At 59.5% G+C, this 16,928-nt stretch carries 15 protein-coding genes; 10 read left to right on the forward strand and 5 right to left on the reverse strand.

The features are described from left to right. The first annotated feature begins 5 nt into the window (after positions 1-5). The 3 genes from gatA to ETHHA_RS05305 all read left to right on the forward strand — a co-directional run bounded on the left by gatA (position 6) and on the right by ETHHA_RS05305 (position 4,508). A complete protein-coding gene (gatA, locus tag ETHHA_RS05295) occupies positions 6-1,460 on the forward strand; it encodes an Asp-tRNA(Asn)/Glu-tRNA(Gln) amidotransferase subunit GatA (RefSeq protein WP_013484956.1) in 1,455 nt (484 codons plus the stop codon). Positions 1,461-1,474: 14 nt separating this feature from the next. Next, positions 1,475-2,911: an Asp-tRNA(Asn)/Glu-tRNA(Gln) amidotransferase subunit GatB gene (gene gatB, locus ETHHA_RS05300; RefSeq protein ID WP_013484957.1), complete on the forward strand. Its 1,437-nt coding sequence runs from the start codon at positions 1,475-1,477 to the stop codon at positions 2,909-2,911. 151 nt (positions 2,912-3,062) lie between these two features. Continuing rightward, on the forward strand, positions 3,063-4,508 hold the full coding sequence (locus ETHHA_RS05305) for a nicotinate phosphoribosyltransferase (RefSeq protein WP_013484958.1): 1,446 nt from the start codon (positions 3,063-3,065) through the stop codon (positions 4,506-4,508). 1 nt (position 4,509) lies between these two features. Here ETHHA_RS05305 and ETHHA_RS05310 read toward each other — a convergent pair whose 3' ends face one another. The 5 genes from ETHHA_RS05310 to ETHHA_RS05335 form a co-directional block, all read right to left on the reverse strand. Further along, positions 4,510-5,271 (reverse strand): class I SAM-dependent methyltransferase, encoded by a 762-nt coding sequence (locus tag ETHHA_RS05310; RefSeq protein WP_013484959.1) that lies wholly within the window; start codon positions 5,269-5,271, stop codon positions 4,510-4,512. Positions 5,272-5,384: 113 nt separating this feature from the next. After that, entirely contained in the window at positions 5,385-6,416 is a 1,032-nt protein-coding gene (locus ETHHA_RS05315; RefSeq protein WP_013484960.1) for a bifunctional glycosyltransferase family 2/GtrA family protein, read from the reverse strand. Positions 6,417-6,549: 133 nt separating this feature from the next. Next, positions 6,550-8,142: a DEAD/DEAH box helicase gene (locus ETHHA_RS05320; protein ID WP_013484961.1), complete on the reverse strand. Its 1,593-nt coding sequence runs from the start codon at positions 8,140-8,142 to the stop codon at positions 6,550-6,552. A gap of 426 nt (positions 8,143-8,568) precedes the next feature. Next, positions 8,569-9,438 (reverse strand): DegV family protein, encoded by an 870-nt coding sequence (locus ETHHA_RS05330; protein ID WP_013484962.1) that lies wholly within the window; start codon positions 9,436-9,438, stop codon positions 8,569-8,571. 84 nt (positions 9,439-9,522) lie between these two features. Continuing rightward, a complete protein-coding gene (locus tag ETHHA_RS05335; protein WP_159033359.1) occupies positions 9,523-10,686 on the reverse strand; it encodes a cation diffusion facilitator family transporter in 1,164 nt (387 codons plus the stop codon). A 351-nt stretch (positions 10,687-11,037) separates the two neighbouring features. On the opposite strand from ETHHA_RS05335, the gene ETHHA_RS05340 reads away from it, so the two are divergent. The 7 genes from ETHHA_RS05340 (at position 11,038) to ETHHA_RS05370 (ending at position 16,915) form a co-directional block, all read left to right on the forward strand. Continuing rightward, positions 11,038-11,727: a response regulator transcription factor gene (locus ETHHA_RS05340; RefSeq protein ID WP_013484964.1), complete on the forward strand. Its 690-nt coding sequence runs from the start codon at positions 11,038-11,040 to the stop codon at positions 11,725-11,727. After that, positions 11,711-13,219 carry a sensor histidine kinase gene (locus ETHHA_RS05345; RefSeq protein ID WP_013484965.1) on the forward strand — a complete coding sequence of 503 codons (1,509 nt, stop codon included), beginning with the start codon at positions 11,711-11,713 and terminating at the stop codon, positions 13,217-13,219. Before ETHHA_RS05340 ends, ETHHA_RS05345 begins: the two co-directional genes overlap by 17 nt. Before the next feature lie 46 nt (positions 13,220-13,265). Next, positions 13,266-13,757 (forward strand): DUF4829 domain-containing protein, encoded by a 492-nt coding sequence (locus ETHHA_RS05350; RefSeq protein ID WP_013484966.1) that lies wholly within the window; start codon positions 13,266-13,268, stop codon positions 13,755-13,757. A 98-nt stretch (positions 13,758-13,855) separates the two neighbouring features. Next, positions 13,856-14,056 (forward strand): 50S ribosomal protein L31, encoded by a 201-nt coding sequence (gene rpmE / locus ETHHA_RS05355; RefSeq protein WP_013484967.1) that lies wholly within the window; start codon positions 13,856-13,858, stop codon positions 14,054-14,056. Between the two features lie 148 nt (positions 14,057-14,204). After that, positions 14,205-14,828, forward strand: a complete 624-nt coding sequence (locus tag ETHHA_RS05360; RefSeq protein WP_013484968.1) for an IMPACT family protein — start codon at positions 14,205-14,207, stop codon at positions 14,826-14,828. 58 nt (positions 14,829-14,886) lie between these two features. Next, positions 14,887-15,789: a cysteine synthase A gene (gene cysK, locus ETHHA_RS05365; RefSeq protein WP_013484969.1), complete on the forward strand. Its 903-nt coding sequence runs from the start codon at positions 14,887-14,889 to the stop codon at positions 15,787-15,789. A 127-nt stretch (positions 15,790-15,916) separates the two neighbouring features. Beyond that, entirely contained in the window at positions 15,917-16,915 is a 999-nt protein-coding gene (locus tag ETHHA_RS05370; RefSeq protein WP_013484970.1) for a deoxyguanosinetriphosphate triphosphohydrolase, read from the forward strand. The last annotated feature ends 13 nt before the right edge of the window (positions 16,916-16,928 follow it).

Consider the following 16,928-nt stretch of genomic DNA (forward strand, 5'->3'; position numbering starts at 1 on the left):
AACCGATGGAACTGTATGAAAACACGGCGTCCGGCCTGCACACGCTGTTTGTGGAAAAGAAAGCCAGCGCCGTCGAGATCGCAGAAGCGCATCTGGCACGCATCGAAGCGGTGGATGAGCGCGTGGGCGCATTCCTTACCGTTACCAAAGAGGAAGCGCTGGCCCGCGCTGCCGAGCAGGACCGGAAGCTGGCGGCGGGCGAACCGCTCGGCGCGCTCTCGGGCGTACCCGTAGCCGTGAAAGACAATATCTGCACCAAAGGCGTGCGCACGACCTGCGCGTCCAAAATGCTTCATAACTTCACACCGCCTTATGACGCGACCGTGGCGGACAAGCTGCGGGAAGCGGGCGCGGTGATGGTCGGCAAGACCAATATGGACGAGTTTGCCATGGGTTCCTCCTGTGAAACGTCCCATTTCAAGAAGACACATAACCCGCGTGATCTGGAATGCGTGCCGGGGGGGTCCTCCGGCGGCAGCGCGGCGGCGGTGGCGGCGGGCGAAGTGCCGCTTGCCCTCGGTTCGGATACCGGCGGTTCCATCCGCCAGCCCGCCGCGCTTTGCGGCGTGGTGGGGCTCAAGCCCACCTACGGCGCGGTTTCACGCTATGGGCTGGTGGCGTTTGCTTCTTCGCTTGACCAGATCGGGCCGTTCGCGCGCACGGCGGACGATACCGCGCTGCTGCTTGACGCCATCAAGGGCCGCGACACGCATGACGCGACCAGCGCGCACCGGGAGCAGGCACCTGTGGCCGGCACGCTGGACGGCAATGTGAAAGGCCTGCGCATCGGCATCCCGCAGGCGTATTACGGCGACGGCGTGGACGACGCGGTGAAGACCCAGGTGCTCGACACCGCCAGAGCGCTGGAACAGGCGGGCGCCGCGCTGGTGGATGTCTCGTTGTCCTCCACCAGATATGCGTTGCCCACTTATTACATCCTGGCCTGCGCGGAAGCGTCTTCCAACCTTGCGCGGTTCGACGGCGTGAAATACGGCTACCGCACCGAGCACTACGACGACCTGCTTTCCCTCTATGAAAATTCGCGCTCCGAGGGGTTCGGCGACGAGGTTAAGCGCCGCATCATGCTCGGTACCTTCGTGCTTAGCTCCGGCTATTACGACGCGTATTACCACAAGGCCAAGCTGACGCAGAACCTCATCCGCGGCGAGTACGACGCGGCGTTTGGCGCGTGCGACGTCATCCTCACGCCCACCTCACCGGTCACGGCGTTCAAAATCGGCGAGCGCACCGCCGACCCGCTCCAGATGTACGCGGCCGATATCTGCACCGTGCCGGTCAACATCGCGGGGCTGCCGGCCGTGTCGCTGCCCTGCGGGGAAGTGGACGGGCTGCCGGTCGGCCTGCAGTTCATCGGGCGCAAATTCGAGGAACGGACGATTCTGAACGCGGCAAAAGCCGTGGAGCAGATCTGCGGCACAGCCGTGCCGGCCGCGCTGTGAGGGGGAGAGCAAAGATGGAATATGAAATCGTCGTGGGGTTGGAAGTCCATGCGGAGCTTTCGACCAAATCCAAAATCTATTGTTCCTGCAAGAATGCGTTCGGCGCGGAAGTGAACACCGAGTGCTGCCCGGTCTGCACCGGTCTGCCGGGCGCGCTGCCCGTGCTGAACGAAAAAGTGGTGGAATCCGCCGTGCGGATGGGCTATGCATTGGGCTGCACCATCAACCCCGTGTCCAAGCAGGACCGCAAGAATTATTTCTACCCCGACCTGCCGAAAGCCTACCAGATCTCGCAGTTCGACATCCCGCTCTGCGAGCACGGGTATGTGGACGTGCTGGTAGACGGCGAGGAAAAACGCATCGGCGTCACGCGCATCCACATCGAGGAAGACGCGGGCAAGCTGCTGCACGGCGATAGTTTCTCCGGCACGCTGGTGGACTTCAACCGCTGCGGCGTGCCGCTTATTGAGATCGTCTCCGAGCCGGACATGCGCAGCGCCGCCGAAGCCAAAGCCTATATGGAAACGCTGCGCGACATCCTGCTCGCGCTGGATGTCTCCGACTGCAAGATGCAGGAAGGCTCCATGCGCGCGGACGTGAACGTGTCGGTGCGCCCGAAAGACAGCACCACGTTCGGCACGCGCGTGGAAATGAAAAACGTCAACTCGTTCAGCGCAGCGGCGCATGCCATCGAGTATGAGTCCAAACGGCAGATCGAGGTGCTGGAAAACGGCGGCGTCATTGAGCAGGAGACCCGCCGCTGGGACGATACACAGGGCAAAAACTTCGTTATGCGTTCTAAAGAGGACGCGCAGGATTACCGTTATTTTCCCGAGCCGGACCTGGGCGTCATCGTGCTGGACGAGGACTACCTCGCGTCACTCAAAGAGAGCATCCCCGAGCTGCCCAACAAGCGCCGCGTGCGGTATATGAACGACTACGGCCTGCCGGAGTTCGACGCCGGCCTGCTGGCACTCGACCCGGAACGCACGGCGTTTTTCGAGGCCGCTCTTGCCGTCGGCGGCGCAGCGCCCAAAGCGCTGGCCAACTGGCTCATCGGCGACGTGGCGCGCCTGCTCGCGGACAAGAACCAAGTCCTCTCTCAGACTTCGCTCACGCCGGAAGCGCTGGTGAAGCTTACCGCACTCATCGAAAAGGGCACCATCTCCAACACGGCGGGCAAGGCTGTGCTGGAAGAACTCTTTGCCAATGGCGGCGACCCGGAAGCCGTCGTGCGGGAAAAAGGGCTGGCGCAGGTGAGCGACACCGCCGCGCTCGAGGCCATCGTGAAAGATGTGCTGGCGCAGAACGAAAAATCGGTTGTCGACTACAAAAAAGGCAAGACCAACGCCGCGGGCTATCTGGTGGGGCAGTGCATGCGCGCCTCCAAGGGCAAAGCCAACCCGCAGATCGTGCGCGAACTGGTGCAAAACGCGCTGGACGAAGCATAATGCAGTTTTGCAGAAAAGGATTGCCGGAGACGGCGGTCCTTTTTTCGTTTATAATAAGGGTGTGTTGAAAAAGTCGCCATTTTGAAATCTTTTGATCTTTTATAGCGTTGTTTTTCAACTGCCGAATGAGACAAGCAAGGGGGCTGTGCGGATGAGCCGCTATGTGGACGCGAATCTGACCATGCTGACGGATTTTTACGAACTCACCATGGCCAATGGGTATTTTTTGGAAAGGTTTGCCGACCGTGTCGCCTATTTCGATATGTTTTTCCGGCATATTCCGGAGGACGGCGGCTTTGCCATCATGGCAGGGGTGGAGCAGGTGATCGACTACCTGCAAAACCTCTCGTTCGACGAGGACGACATCGCCTATCTGCGCGGCAAAGGCATTTTCGACGATCGGTTTCTCGACTATCTGCGGTCGTTCCGCTTCTGCTGCGACGTGTGGGCGGTGCCGGAGGGCACGCCCATCTTTCCCGGTGAGCCGATCCTCACGGTGCGCGGGCCGGTGGCGCAGGCGCAGTTCGTGGAAACGATGATTCTGCTCACCGTCAACCACCAGTCGCTTATCGCCACCAAAGCCAACCGCATCGTGCGTGCGGCGCAGGGCCGCCCGGTGATGGAATTCGGTTCCCGTCGGGCGCAGGGCGGAGACGGCGCCATCTTCGGCGCGCGCGCGGCGGTCATCGGCGGCTGCGCGGGCACGGCCTGCACCATCGCCGATCGGCAGTTCGGTATCCCGGCCATGGGCACCATGGCGCATAGCTGGGTGCAGATGTTTGATACCGAACTGGACGCATTCCGCGCCTACGCGCGTATTTATCCGCAAAACTGCGTGCTGCTGGTGGATACATACAACGTGCTGAAGTCCGGCGTGCCCAATGCCATCCGGGTCTTCCGGGAGGAATTGCTGCCGCGCGGGTTCCGCCCGGCGGGCATCCGCATCGACAGCGGCGACATTACCTACCTTTCCCGCAAAGCGCGAAAGCTGTTGGATGACGCGGGCTTTGCCGACTGCGGCATCGTGGCCTCCAACTCGCTGGATGAATACATCATCCGGGATATCCTCGTGCAGGGTGCAAACGTGGATTCCTTTGGTGTAGGCGAGCGGCTCATCACCTCACGCAGCGAGCCGGTGTTCGGCGGGGTGTATAAGCTGGCCGCTGTGGAACAGGACGGCAGGATCGTCCCAAAGATCAAGATCAGCGAAAATGTCGAAAAAATCACCACTCCCGGCTTCAAACAGGTATGGCGGCTGTATGAACGCGAAAGCGGAAAAGCCATTGCCGATGTCATCACACTCGCAGACGAAACCATCGGCGGCGGGCAGCCGTATGAACTGTTCGATCCCGAGCACACATGGAAGCGCAAGACGATAACGGATTTCACCGCACGGCCGCTGCTCACGCCGGTTTTCCGGGCGGGGGAATGTGTGTACCAAAGCCCTTCTGTCAAAGAGATCGCCGCCTATTGCCGTGCGCAGATCGACACGCTGTGGGAAGAAGTCCTGCGGTTCGAGAACCCGCACCGTTATTATGTGGATCTCTCCCGGCCGCTCTGGACGCTCAAGCAGCACATGATGGAACAGATGCAGTGACTCACACTTGCCCAAGGTGGCAGCGCGCCACCTCATGGAGCGTGAGCATGCCGTTCCGGCTATATTTGTCGAACAAGTTGTTAAGTTTTTCCACAAACGCGCCGTATGCCGCATCGCCCTTTTGCGGGAAATAGGATTTGGACAGATTGAACCCAATGAACACTTCCAGTGTGAGCGCGCGGTCGTTGGGAAATTCGCGGGTTTCAAACTTGCCGTTTTCAAAAAAGGTTTCCAGTACCGACGGCGGCGTGTGATCCGCTCCCATGCGGGCCGTTTCGGCGGATTCCGGGTGCAGTTCCCGGAAAAGCGCGCGCATTTCGTGGTTCAGTTCGTTTTCTTTGTCGCGGGTGTTCCAAATGAGCGCTACGTTTGCATCCGGTTTAAGAATGCGGCGGCATTCGGTTTTGAACGTGGCCGGGTCGAACCAGTGGAACGCCTGCGCGGCGGTGACCAGGTCGGCGGCTCCGTCCGGCAGACCGGTGTGCTCGGCCGTGCCGTTGAGAATACGGAAGCCGGGGCGGCCGTCCAGCCGCGCCCGCGCTTCACCGCGCATGTCGTCGTTTGGTTCCACGGCGGTGACGTGCAGCTTTCTGGCCAGCAGTTGTTCCGACAGTTTGCCGGTGCCGGCTCCGATGTCCGTAACCAGGGCATGTTCGGGCAGGTTTCCGGCCGCGATGAGATAGTCGAGCAGCGCGTCGGGATAACTGGGGCGGTATTTGGCGTAAACCCCCGCTTTCCCGGTGAATTTGGCGGTGTTGTCCATGGTATCCTCCGTTCTGTTGCGTGTGTCCTGATGGTTATTATAGCACGGCGAGTGGAAACGAGTAATGCAACACAACAAAAAAGCGCCGCATAAAACGGCGCGAGAAGATGTATTCAGTTGACGGCGGGGTGCTTGAACACCAGCAGCCGCTGCGCAAGATAGCTGACGAAGAACAGGATCAGCTCGGTCACGATCTTGGCCCAGAGCAGCCAGATATGCAGCGGTCCCGTCAGCACTTTTAAAATCAGATAATTGAGGAAGAGCAGCCCCGTCACCAGCAGGTAGTACTGCACCGCGCGGTGGGGCGGCTTTTTGTTTGTCAGGCGGGAATGGAAAACCAGCGAGCGGTTGAGGATATATTGTACGGCGGAGCTGGATGCACGGGCAAGGACGACGCCCAGGAACAGGCTGTGTGTGAGCCACTGAAACACGAACAGCAGCACATAGTCCGCCACAGCCGCCGCGATGCTGGACATGCAGAAACGCAGCGTGGGCAGCAGCACACGAACGGAATCGATCAGCGGGCGGAAATGCGAAGAGGTGTTGCCCGGCGTATAGACCGTGTCGATAAATACCTGCCGGATGCCGTAGCCCGCGTTGGCGAGGTCGAGCAACATGTTGATCTCGTATTCAAACCGTGCGCCGCGCACCCGCAGCAACAGCGGCAGCAGATCCATAGGGATGCCGCGCAGGCCGGTCTGCGTGTCCCACACCGAGCGCCCGCTCGCAAAGGCGAACAGGGCCCGCATCACCAGGTTGCCCACCGCGCTGCGAAACGGCACATGCCCCGAAAACCGTCTTGCGCCCAACACCACCGCGGCGTGTGTCTGCCGCAGCTTTGCGGCCACCCGCAGGATATCGGCGGGCAGATGCTGGCCGTCCGCGTCCGCAGTGATAACGCCTTCGGACTCTCCGGCGTTCTCAAGGATATAAGAAAACCCCGTCTTGAGCGCGCAGCCCTTGCCGAGGTTTGTTGGATGCGTAATGACCGTGCAGCCGATGGACCGTGCCTGCTGAAAAACGGAAGCGTATCCCGGGCCGCTGCCGTCGTCCACCACCACAACACGCAGGTTTTGTCGTACCAGCGCGTGCAACAGCGCAATCAGGCGCATATCCGGCTCGAACGCCGGAATCAGGACTGTCATCCGAACCCTCCCTGTTATGCGCGGTTTGGCATTTGGCTGCGCATGACGAGGTTAGTGTTCACAGCGGCTGGAAAATTATGCGCCGCCGGGTGAGGGAAGCATTCGGGACGACCTGGGAAAACGCCTGTTGCTGTTAATAACGCTGCTGCCGTTTCTGCGCCACCTGCACGTTGGCGGGGCGGCCGCAGAGGGTCAGGCCCGCGCAGCTGGCGATGATGGCGTCTGCCGCGCTGCTGGACACATTGGCAAACGAGAATTTATCGAAGATGTCGATATGGCCGATCTCGTTGCGGGTGAAGCCGGAATTGTCACACAAAAAGCGCAGGATGTCGCGCGGGGTAACCTTGTCCATCCGGCCGGCGTTGAGGAACAGGCGGGTCTCGCCGGCGCTCTGCCTGACTTCCCGCGCTTTTTCGCTGGAGGCGTAGTCGAAATTCAGCTCGTTCTCAAACGAGATCTTGAGCAGCGCCGCCGCGACGTCCACCAGATTGTATTCGTCGTCCAGCTCCGAGGCAAGGGGCTTGAACTTTTCAAAATCGTTTTTCTCCAGTTCTTCCTTGACCTTTGTGAGGACGTTTTTATATTTGACCTCGTAGATATCCTCGACGGTGGGGATCTCCTTGCGCTTGATGTGGCCGTGGGTGACGCGCTCAATCTGCTTGAGGATGATATATTCGCGCGGTGTCACCAGGCTGTAGGCGATGCCGGTGCGGTTGGCGCGGCCGGTGCGCCCGATGCGGTGGACGTAGGATTCGGCGTCCTCCGGCAGCTCGTAGTTGATGACGTGGCTGATGTTCTCAATGTCGATGCCGCGCGCAGCCACGTCGGTGGCCACCAGGAAATCGAGGTTGCCGTCGCGGAATTTTTTCAGGGTGTTCTGCCGCTGGTTCTGGCCCATATCGCCGTGCATGCCTTCCACGATATATCCGCGCGACTGCATGTTTTCCACCAGCTCGTCCACGCCGCGCTTGGTGCGGCAGAAGATGATGGCGCTTTCCGGTTCGTCCACATCCAGGATGCGGCAGAGGGTCTCAAACCGGTCGCGGTGCTTGACTTCAAAATAAAACTGCTCGGTGAGCGTGGCAGTCAGCGTACTCTTGGCGATGACGATGTTTTTGACGTCGGGCTTCATGTGTTGCTGCGCCAGTTTGCGAATCTGCATCGGCATGGTGGCGGAGAACAGCAGCGACTGTCGCTCGGCCGGCAGCGTGTCCAGCACGGCCTGAATGTCGTCGATGAAGCCCATGTTGAGCATTTCGTCCGATTCGTCCAGCACGAAGAAGCGCACATGGCTGAAATCCACCGTGCCGCGCCGGATATGGTCGAGGATGCGTCCCGGCGTGGCCACCACGATGTCCACGCCCTTTTGCAGCGCGCGGATCTGCCGGTCGATGGGCTGCCCGCCGTAGACCGGGATGGAGGTGAAATGAGTGAACCGGTTGATGCGCACCAGTTCGTCGTTGACCTGGATGGCCAGCTCGCGCGTGGGCACCAGAATGAGCGCCTGCACCTGGTGCGGGCCGTGCTCCATCAGGCTGATGACGGGGGCGGAATAGGCCAGCGTTTTACCGGTGCCGGTCTGGGCCTGCCCGATGACGTCGTTGCCCTCCAGAATCACGGGGATGGCCTGTGTCTGGATTTGGGACGGCTCTTCAAATCCCATGAGATCAATGGCTTTCAGAACATCTTCCGAAAGGCCGAGTTTTGCAAACAGATTTTCTTCCATAGATGCTAGACCGCCGGGTTGCAAACCGTGCAACGGGCAGCCTGTGACCTCCTTTAATCCTGCACAAAGATGTGCCTGCGGTGATAACGTACAATGCGCGGACAGAGAAAAAGAACCGTGTCGGCGCCGCGCGTGCGCCGCAACGTATGCTGTTCATAGTATGGCCGGTTTTGCGCAGTAAACCGTGCCCGGCCGGAGCAAGGCCATGAGCGCTTTTTGTAAAAATGAGCCAAAAGCGGCGCCCGTATGGCTTTCCGACCGCCCTGCTCATAACAGATCCCATGGTTGTATGATGCGGAATACCCGCGAACCGTTAAAAATGCATTTTTTCCCTGTACATCTTGTATTATGATAGCATTTTAACAGGGCGTTTGTAAAGTGCTCTGCCAAAACTGCAAAAATAATATGGAAAAAATGCAAATACATTCAGCGTTTGCTGCCCAGAAAAAACAGCGCGACGGTGCCCGGGCCGGAATGTGCGCCGATGAGCGGCCCGATGAAGTTCGTGTGGATGTCGGTTACGCCGAGGCGGGCGCGCACCTGTTCTTCCACGAACCGCGCATCTTCCGGGCAGTCGGCGTGGTTGAGAAACACGGTCTGGTGCGCGGGGTCGATGGCCGTCTCCGTCATGTGGTCCACCAGCCGTTCGAGCGCTTTGCGCCGCCCGCGCACTTTTTCCATCGGCACCAAGTGGCCTTCATCGTCCACATGTAGCACGGGTTTGATGCCCAGCATGCCGCCCACCAGCGCCGCCGCGCCCGAAATGCGGCCGCCGCGGTGGAGATGGTCGAGATCGTCCACCGTGAACCAGTGCACCAGCCGGAGCCTGTTCCCATCCAGCCAGGCAAGCACATCGTCCAGTGTTTTGCCCGCCTGCGCCAGCCTGGCCGCGTGGTAGACGAGCAGCCCTTCTCCGCCGGACGCGCAGAGCGAGTCGTAAACGATCAGGCGGCGGTCGGGATACTCCGCTTGCAGTTCTTTGGCAACCATGGAGGCGGTGCTGCAGGTGCCGCTGATGCCGCTCGAAAAGGCGATGTAGAGCACGTCTTTTCCCGTGCGCAGGCGCGACTCAAACGCCTTGCGGAACTCCTGCGGGCTGATCTGGGCGGTCTGTGGGAACAAGCCTGCCCGCAGTTTGTTGTAATACGTGTGAATATCCAGTTCATGGTTATCCACATAGTGGTAATATTCCTGTCCGTCGATCGAGTAGATCAGCGGGATGACCGTGAGGGCGAGTTCCTGCACCATCTCGGGCGCCAGATCGCAGGTCGAGTCGGTCATCAAAACAAAATCCATTCCAATTCCTCCAACGCGGGAACGGGCAAAGGGCCCGCAGATTTCCTATTGTTCTATCCGGGCTGTAACCGTGCGCGCGGCGTGTCACAGGGCGGTATAATTGCGGTCAATCTGCACGACGGCATGATAATCTGGATGCTTCTGCTGGATCAGGGCGTTGATCTCGTGCACCAGACGCGCGGTCGCCCCGTCGTCGGCGGGGAAGCCGCTGTCCACCACCGCGTCGAACACCAGGTTCAGATGCTCACCCTTGCCCACGATGCGGAAATCGTGAATGGAGTGGATGACTTCCAGCGGCGCGATGGCTTCAAGCAGTTCGTGCTGCACGCGGATGGACGTTTCGTCGTTTAGATTCAGTGGATCCATGTGGATGACGAGTTCAATGCCGTGCTTTTCCGAAAGTTCCCGTTCTGCGCGGTCAATGCTCTCATGCAGTTCCATCACCGGCACGTCCGCGGGCACTTCGGCGTGAATGCTGGCCATGAACCGGCCGGGGCCGTAATTGTGGATGACGAGGTCGTGGACGCCGGTGATGTAGGGGTAGCTCTTGACGCCCTGCACGATCTCCCGTACTACCGTCGGGTCGGGCGCCTCGCCGAGCAGGGGATTGAGCGCTTCTTTACCGATCGTAAATCCGGAATAGAGGATGAAACCGGAAACCAGCAGGCCGAGCCAGCCGTCCACCGGCAGCGTGGTGAACCGCGCGCAGAGCAGGGAAACCGACGCCACCGCCAGCACGAACACATCGCTGAGCGCGTCAAACGAGGTGGCGGCCAGTGCCTGCGACCCGATGCGGCGGCTCAGGCGGCGGTAAAACAGGCTGAGCAGCAGTTTGAGCGGGATGAACAGCAGAATCAGCACGAAAGAGAGCAATTGGAAGTGCACCGCGGCCGGGTGCAGCACCTTTTCGATGGAAGACTGCACGAATTCAAAGCCGATGACGATGATGATGACCGAGACGAGCAACCCGGAGATATACTCCATCCTTCCGTGCCCGAACGGGTGTTCCCGGTCGGCGGGCCGCCATGCCACCTTGAAGCTGATGACTGTGACAAGGGCAGAGGCCACATCGGTGAGGTTGTGGAACGCGTCCGCCGTAACGGTCACGCTGTGGGTGAGCAGCCCGATGATGATCTCCGTGATGAAGATGAACAGGTTGACGCAGATACCGGCCGCGCCGCCGATCATGCCGTACCGGACGCGGTCGGCCTCGCTGACGGGCTTTTCATTTGGTTGGGGTTGCAGCAAAACATTCACCTGCCATGATCGGTTTTGCGCCTCTTGCGTCCGGCGGTAAACGATGCCGGCGCGCCTGGCGGCCATTACCAAACAGTATAACACAAAATCCCGCCCGATGCGGTTGAATCGAACAGATCAGCGGCTTTTTGGTGCATTTTTATGAAAAAAGCTGTTCTCTCCGCGGGGTTTGTATTAAAATAAAGACAGGCGTCGGGGCAGCGGTTCCATGCGATATTTGCAGTCCTGTCACGCCTTGTTCAAATTTTATTCAACAACAGTGGACGGTTTCCGTTATAATAAAAGGAAAGACGCAGGCTGTGCCGCGCGCGGGCCTGCCGTCCAAAACAGGGGGGACTGGGTTTGGAACCGACCAAAATACTGGTTGTGGACGACGACCGGAACATCAACGAGCTTCTGAGGCTGTATCTTGAAAAAGAAGGGTATTCGGTCGCTTCGACCTATGACGGCGTGGATGCGATCAAAAAATTTGAGGATCACAAGCCCGACCTGGTGCTGCTGGATATCATGCTGCCGGGGATGGACGGCTGGCAGGTCTGCCGGGAGATCCGCAAAAAATCCGAAAAGCCCGTCATCATGATCACGGCCAAGGGCGAGACGTTCGACAAGGTGCTGGGGCTGGAGCTCGGAGCGGACGATTACATCGTCAAACCGTTTGACGCCAAGGAGGTGGTGGCACGCATCAAGGCCGTGCTGCGGCGGTATTCCGGCGCGGAGAACGACACGGTCAAGGAGGTGCGGTACGACAATCTGGTGGTCAACCTCACCAATTATGAGCTGCGCGTGGCGGGCCAGTTGGTGGACGCGCCGCCCAAAGAACTGGAACTGCTTTACCATCTGGCCAGCAACCCCAACCGCGTGTATACGCGCGACCAGCTTCTGGACGAAGTGTGGGGGTTTGAATATTACGGCGATTCGCGCACGGTGGACGTGCATATCAAGCGCCTGCGCGAAAAACTGGAAGGCAAGTCGGATCAATGGTCGCTCAAGACCGTTTGGGGCGTGGGCTATAAATTTGAAACAAAAAACTAAAAAACCGCATAAAGAGCCGGCGCGGGGTTTTCTGCGGGTGGTTTTGAACCAGTTGCGCAGCAGTCTGTTCGCCAAATTTTTTGCCGCCTGCACCATCGTGATGCTCATCAGCTTCACCATTCTGTCGGGGGCGCTGATCGTGTTCTCCATCCGCTACTCCGGCAGCCAGAAGCATCAGTTGTACAGCCAGAATGCCCATTTTATCGCCCAGCTTGCGCAGGGATACAATGCGGCGGGCCCGGCGGGCAACCGGCAGCTCGGCAATCTCATCGCACTTTCTTCCCAGATGATCGACGCGGATATCTATTTGGTGGATACAAACGGTGGCATGGTTGTCGGGCATATGAACAGCAGCGACCACAGCGATATTGCCGCCCCGGATCTGACGATTCCCTCGTCCGTGGTTCGGCAGGTCGTTTCGGGCGGCTCGGATTTCTACGAACAGAGTGGAAACCTCGGGGGCTTTTATAACCGCTCATACCTTACGGTGGGCACCCCTGTCGTAGACAGCAACGGTCAGACCATCGGCGCGGTGTTCGTTTCCTCCCGCACGGACAGCATATTGGGATATATGCGCGACATCTTCCGCGTTTTCCTGTTCTGTGTGCTGGCCGTGCTGCTGTTTGCGTTTGCCGCCATCTATTATGTAACGCGGCGGCTGGTGCGCCCGTTGCGGCAGATGGCAGGCGCTGCGCGCAGCTTTGCCCGGGGGGATTTCAATACCCGCGTGCCGGTGGGCGAGCCGGACGAGATCGGCCAGCTGGCAGTGGCGTTCAACAATATGGCGGCTTCGCTGGTATCGCTCGAGGAGATGCGCCGCAGCTTCGTGGCCAATGTGTCGCATGAGCTGCGCACGCCCATGACCAGCATCGCGGGCTTCATTGACGGCATCCTGGACGGCACCATCCCGCATGAAAAGCAGGAATATTATCTCCAGATCGTTTCGGATGAGGTCAAGCGGCTTTCCCGGTTGGTCTATTCGCTGTTGAACATTGCGCGCATCGAGGCGGGCGAGGTGCACATCCAGCAGAGCCGGTTCGATGTGGCGGAGACCATCCGCCGGGTGATCGTCGGCTTTGAATACGCCATCGACGAGAAGCACCTCACGGTGGAGGGCATGGATGATCTGGCCGATCGCCAGCTCATGGTGATGGCCGACCCGGACGTGACGCACCAGATCCTGTTCAATCTGGTGGAAAACGCCGTCAAGTTTTCCAACGAGGGCGGTACGGTTTCCATCACCACCGCTTCCCGCGGGCACCGGGTGTACGTAAGCGTGAAAAATACCGGCATGGGTATTCCCGCGCAGGATCTGCCGCATGTGTTCGAGCGGTTCTATAAAACGGACAAGTCCCGCAGCACCGATAAAAAGGGCGTGGGGCTGGGACTGTACATCGTGCGGAGTATGCTGCTGCTTCAGGGGCAGGATATTACCGTCAAAAGCTTGGAAGGGCAGTACTGCGAGTTCGTATTCACATTGGCCGGTGTGTGAGTTGACAGGCTTTCCCGCTTTCTGATACGATGGAGCGGGGCGCTTTATGAAGAAACGCAGATTCCGACCGGGAAGAAGACTCGCCGTATTTTTGGCGGCGGTTGCCGTTGTGCTCTCCGGTTATGGCGCTTATCAGGGGATTGGCGCGATACGCAACCGGCAGTATGCCGAGCAGACCCGGCATATGTCGGCGGAGCAGGTGGTGCAGTTTTATTTCACGGCCTGGCAGCATCGCAACGGGCGCGCTATGCGGGCCGTGACGCTGGACGGTACGCCCGGCATGGAAAATGAGTTTGTCATGTGGCTTTCCTCTCTGACTTTCAGCGTCAGCGAGGAAGTGCCGGCCACAGAGACGTATCTCCGGGGAAGACGGGATTATAAGGAATACGCGGATCTGAAAGTCTATGGCGTGATCTTTACGGCCAACTATCCGGGCTTTATTGAATCCGGCTTTTCGCCGGGGCAATACTGGGATTATGTCGTTGTGAAAGAAAAGCCGGATTCCCCGTGGAAAATCAGCGGAGCGGGCTTTATTTAATGAGGCGTGCATAGTCGGTGCAAAAAACACTTGCATCTCATGTGTCCTTGTGTTATAATAAACACTGCTATTTTGTCCTGTTGAAAGAGGTGACCAAGATGAAGCAAGGTATTCATCCGAAATACGAAACGACCATCATCAAATGCGCGTGCGGCAACGAGATCGAAACACGGTCCACCAAGAAGGATCTTCATATCGATATTTGCTCGAAATGCCATCCGTTCTTTACGGGCAAGCAGAAGCTGGTGGATACGGGCGGGCGCATCGACCGTTTCAAAAAAAGATACAACATGGATTGAGCGTTTTTTCCATGTGCTTTTCTGTGCAGCGCGTCGCCCTTTCCAGGGTTCGCGTGGGTTCGTGCAAGGGCGGCGTCTGAGATGGGCGGCGTCCGTTTTTTTCGTCTGCGTCCGGCAGCGGGCCCCGGCGTCGGAAACGGTGAGGTGAATGGACTACACCACGATACGGGCCGGCGTGCAGGCCGAATATGTCGAAAAAAAGTCGCGGTTTCTGGCGCTTTTGCGGCCGGTTGAAAACGAGGAAGCGGCCGAAGCTTTTTTAAAGGAAATGCGGCGCGCGCATCCGGACGCCAGACATCATGTGTCCGCTTGGGTCCTGCCGGATACCGAGCGCTGCTCGGACGACGGCGAGCCCTCCGGCACGGCGGGGCAGCCGGTGCTTTCGGTACTGCGTCGTCGCGGTTTTTCCCGTGTGGCCGCCGTGGTGGTGCGCTACTTCGGCGGCGTGCTGCTTGGAGCTCCGGGCCTGGTGCGGGCTTACGGGCATGCTGTTTCCCTCGCGGCGGACGCTGCAGAGCCCGTCCGCCTGCGGGCCTGTACGGTCTATTCGTTTTCCTGTGAGTACACGGCGCTCTCCGCTCTGGAACGGCTGGCCAGACAACGGGGGCATGTGCGGGATATCGCCTATGCCGAGGTGGTTACCTTCGAGCTTGCGGTGCCGGTGGAGGAGGCCGCGGCGTTTGAACGGGCGGTCACGGAATGTTCCTGCGGCAGGGTCATCTTGTACGAACAGGGTGAGGTTTACGAGGAAGCCTCGTTTTTTGCAGCGTGACCGGAATTTTGTGCCGCGCGAAGCGGGCGGGCCGGTTGAGTGAATAGGAGTGTGACGTATGGGGATCGTGACGTCTGTAGACGGATTGGTGGGAGGAACGCCGGTATTTTCATTTGCCGAGCGAGGCGCCGAGGTGCTGGTCAAGCTGGAAAGTTATAATCCCGGCGGCAGTGTCAAGGACCGTGCGGCGCTTGCCATCATCGAGCAGGCGGAGGCTTCGGGCGTACTCAAGCCCGGCGGCGTGATCGTGGAGCCAACGAGCGGCAACATGGGCGTGGCGCTCGCCATGCTCGGCGTTTCGCGCGGTTACCGCGTCATCATCGTCATGCCGGACACCATGACGCTGGAACGCCGCAAGCTCATCACTGCATTTGGCGGGGAACTGGTGCTCACCGAGGGTGCGCTGCGCATGACCGGCGCCATGCGGAAAGCGGAAGAGCTTGCCCGGTCCATTCCCGGCGCCTTTATGCCCGGCCAGTTTGAAAATCCAGCCAACCCTGACGCCAATGAGGCGGCCGGCCGTGAGATTTTGAAAGATACGGAAGGCCGTCTGGATGCGTTCGTCGCGGGGATCGGCACCGGAGGCAGCTTCACCGGCACGGCGCGGGTACTCAAACAAGCGCTTCCCTCCATCCTCTGCGCGGCGTTGGAGCCGGCGGAATCCGCTGTAATTTCGGGTGGACATCCCGGACCGCACGGCATCCAGGGCATCGGGTCGGGGTTCATTCCGAAAAACTTTGACCGTTCCCTTGCCGACCGCATCATTCCCGTACCCACTTCCGCGGCGATGGCCACCGCCTGCTGGTTTACCAAAACATTCGGTATCCTGGCAGGCATCTCGTCGGGCGCGGCTGTTTACGCCGCGCGCCGTCTTGCCCGGGAACTCGGGCCCGGCAAGCGGGTGCTTTGCCTGGCGCCGGACACCGGCGAACGCTATCTGAGCATACTTTACACAAAATAAGCTTTGTTTGGCTGCATATGGGCGAATTTTTTTGATTTTTTGCGTTTTTCATAGGAATACTCGCGCCGATTGCGTATACTTATTGTAGGAAGCCGATCCTGTGGGTCGGGGTGGGGAGGCGGTTCTTATGACGATCCGGGAGCAAACGGAAGCGCTGGAGGAACGCACTCTGTCGCCTTATGCCACTTTGGCGGCGCGTTCGCGCGGACGGGAACGGGAGGAAGAACTCTGCCCGCTGCGCACGGTGTTTGCCCGTGACCGCGACCGCATCATTCACTGTAAGGCGTTCCGGCGGCTGAAGTACAAAACGCAGGTGTTCCTCGCGCCGGTGGGCGACCATTACCACACGCGGATGACCCACACGCTGGAAGTGGCGCAGATCGCCCGCACCATCTCCCGCGCGCTGCGGCTCAATGAGGATCTGACCGAGGCCATTGCGCTGGGGCACGACCTGGGCCACACGCCGTTTGGACATGCGGGCGAACGCGCGCTGGACGAGATCCATCCCGACGGATTTGCACATCATGCACAGAGCCTGCGGGTGGTGAAAAAGCTCGAAAACGACGGCAAGGGGCTCAACCTCACCTGGGAGGTGCGGGACGGCATCCTCAACCATACGTCCGGCTCCATGCCGTCCACCCCGGAAGGGCGCATCGTGCGGCTGGCCGACCGCATTGCCTATCTCAACCACGACATCGACGATGCGCTGCGCGGCGGTGTGCTTACCGATGAGGAGATCCCGTGGGAAACACGGTATGTGCTGGGGCGTACGCATTCACAGCGCATCAATGCCTTGGTGGTGGACACGGTGGAGAACAGCACAGGGGAACTCATCACGATGTCACCCAGAGTGGAGCAGGCGTTTTTGGCCTTGCGGCGCTTCATGTTCGAGCAGGTTTACACCAATCCCATCGCCAAAAGCGAGGAGGGTAAAGCGGAATATATTCTCAAACGGCTCTACGATCACTTCCTGCACCACACCGATGAACTGCATGCCGAGTTTCGCCGCATCTGTGAGGAAGACGGCGCGCAGACCGCGGTCTGCGACTACATTGCGGGTATGACCGACCGCTTTGCCATTCAGGTTTATGAGGATATTTTCATCCCGCAGGCGTGGAACAAATGAGTTTCAGCCGCTT

It is taken from the genome of Ethanoligenens harbinense YUAN-3, assembly GCF_000178115.2.
Classification (GTDB): Bacteria; Bacillota; Clostridia; order Oscillospirales; family Ethanoligenentaceae; genus Ethanoligenens; species Ethanoligenens harbinense.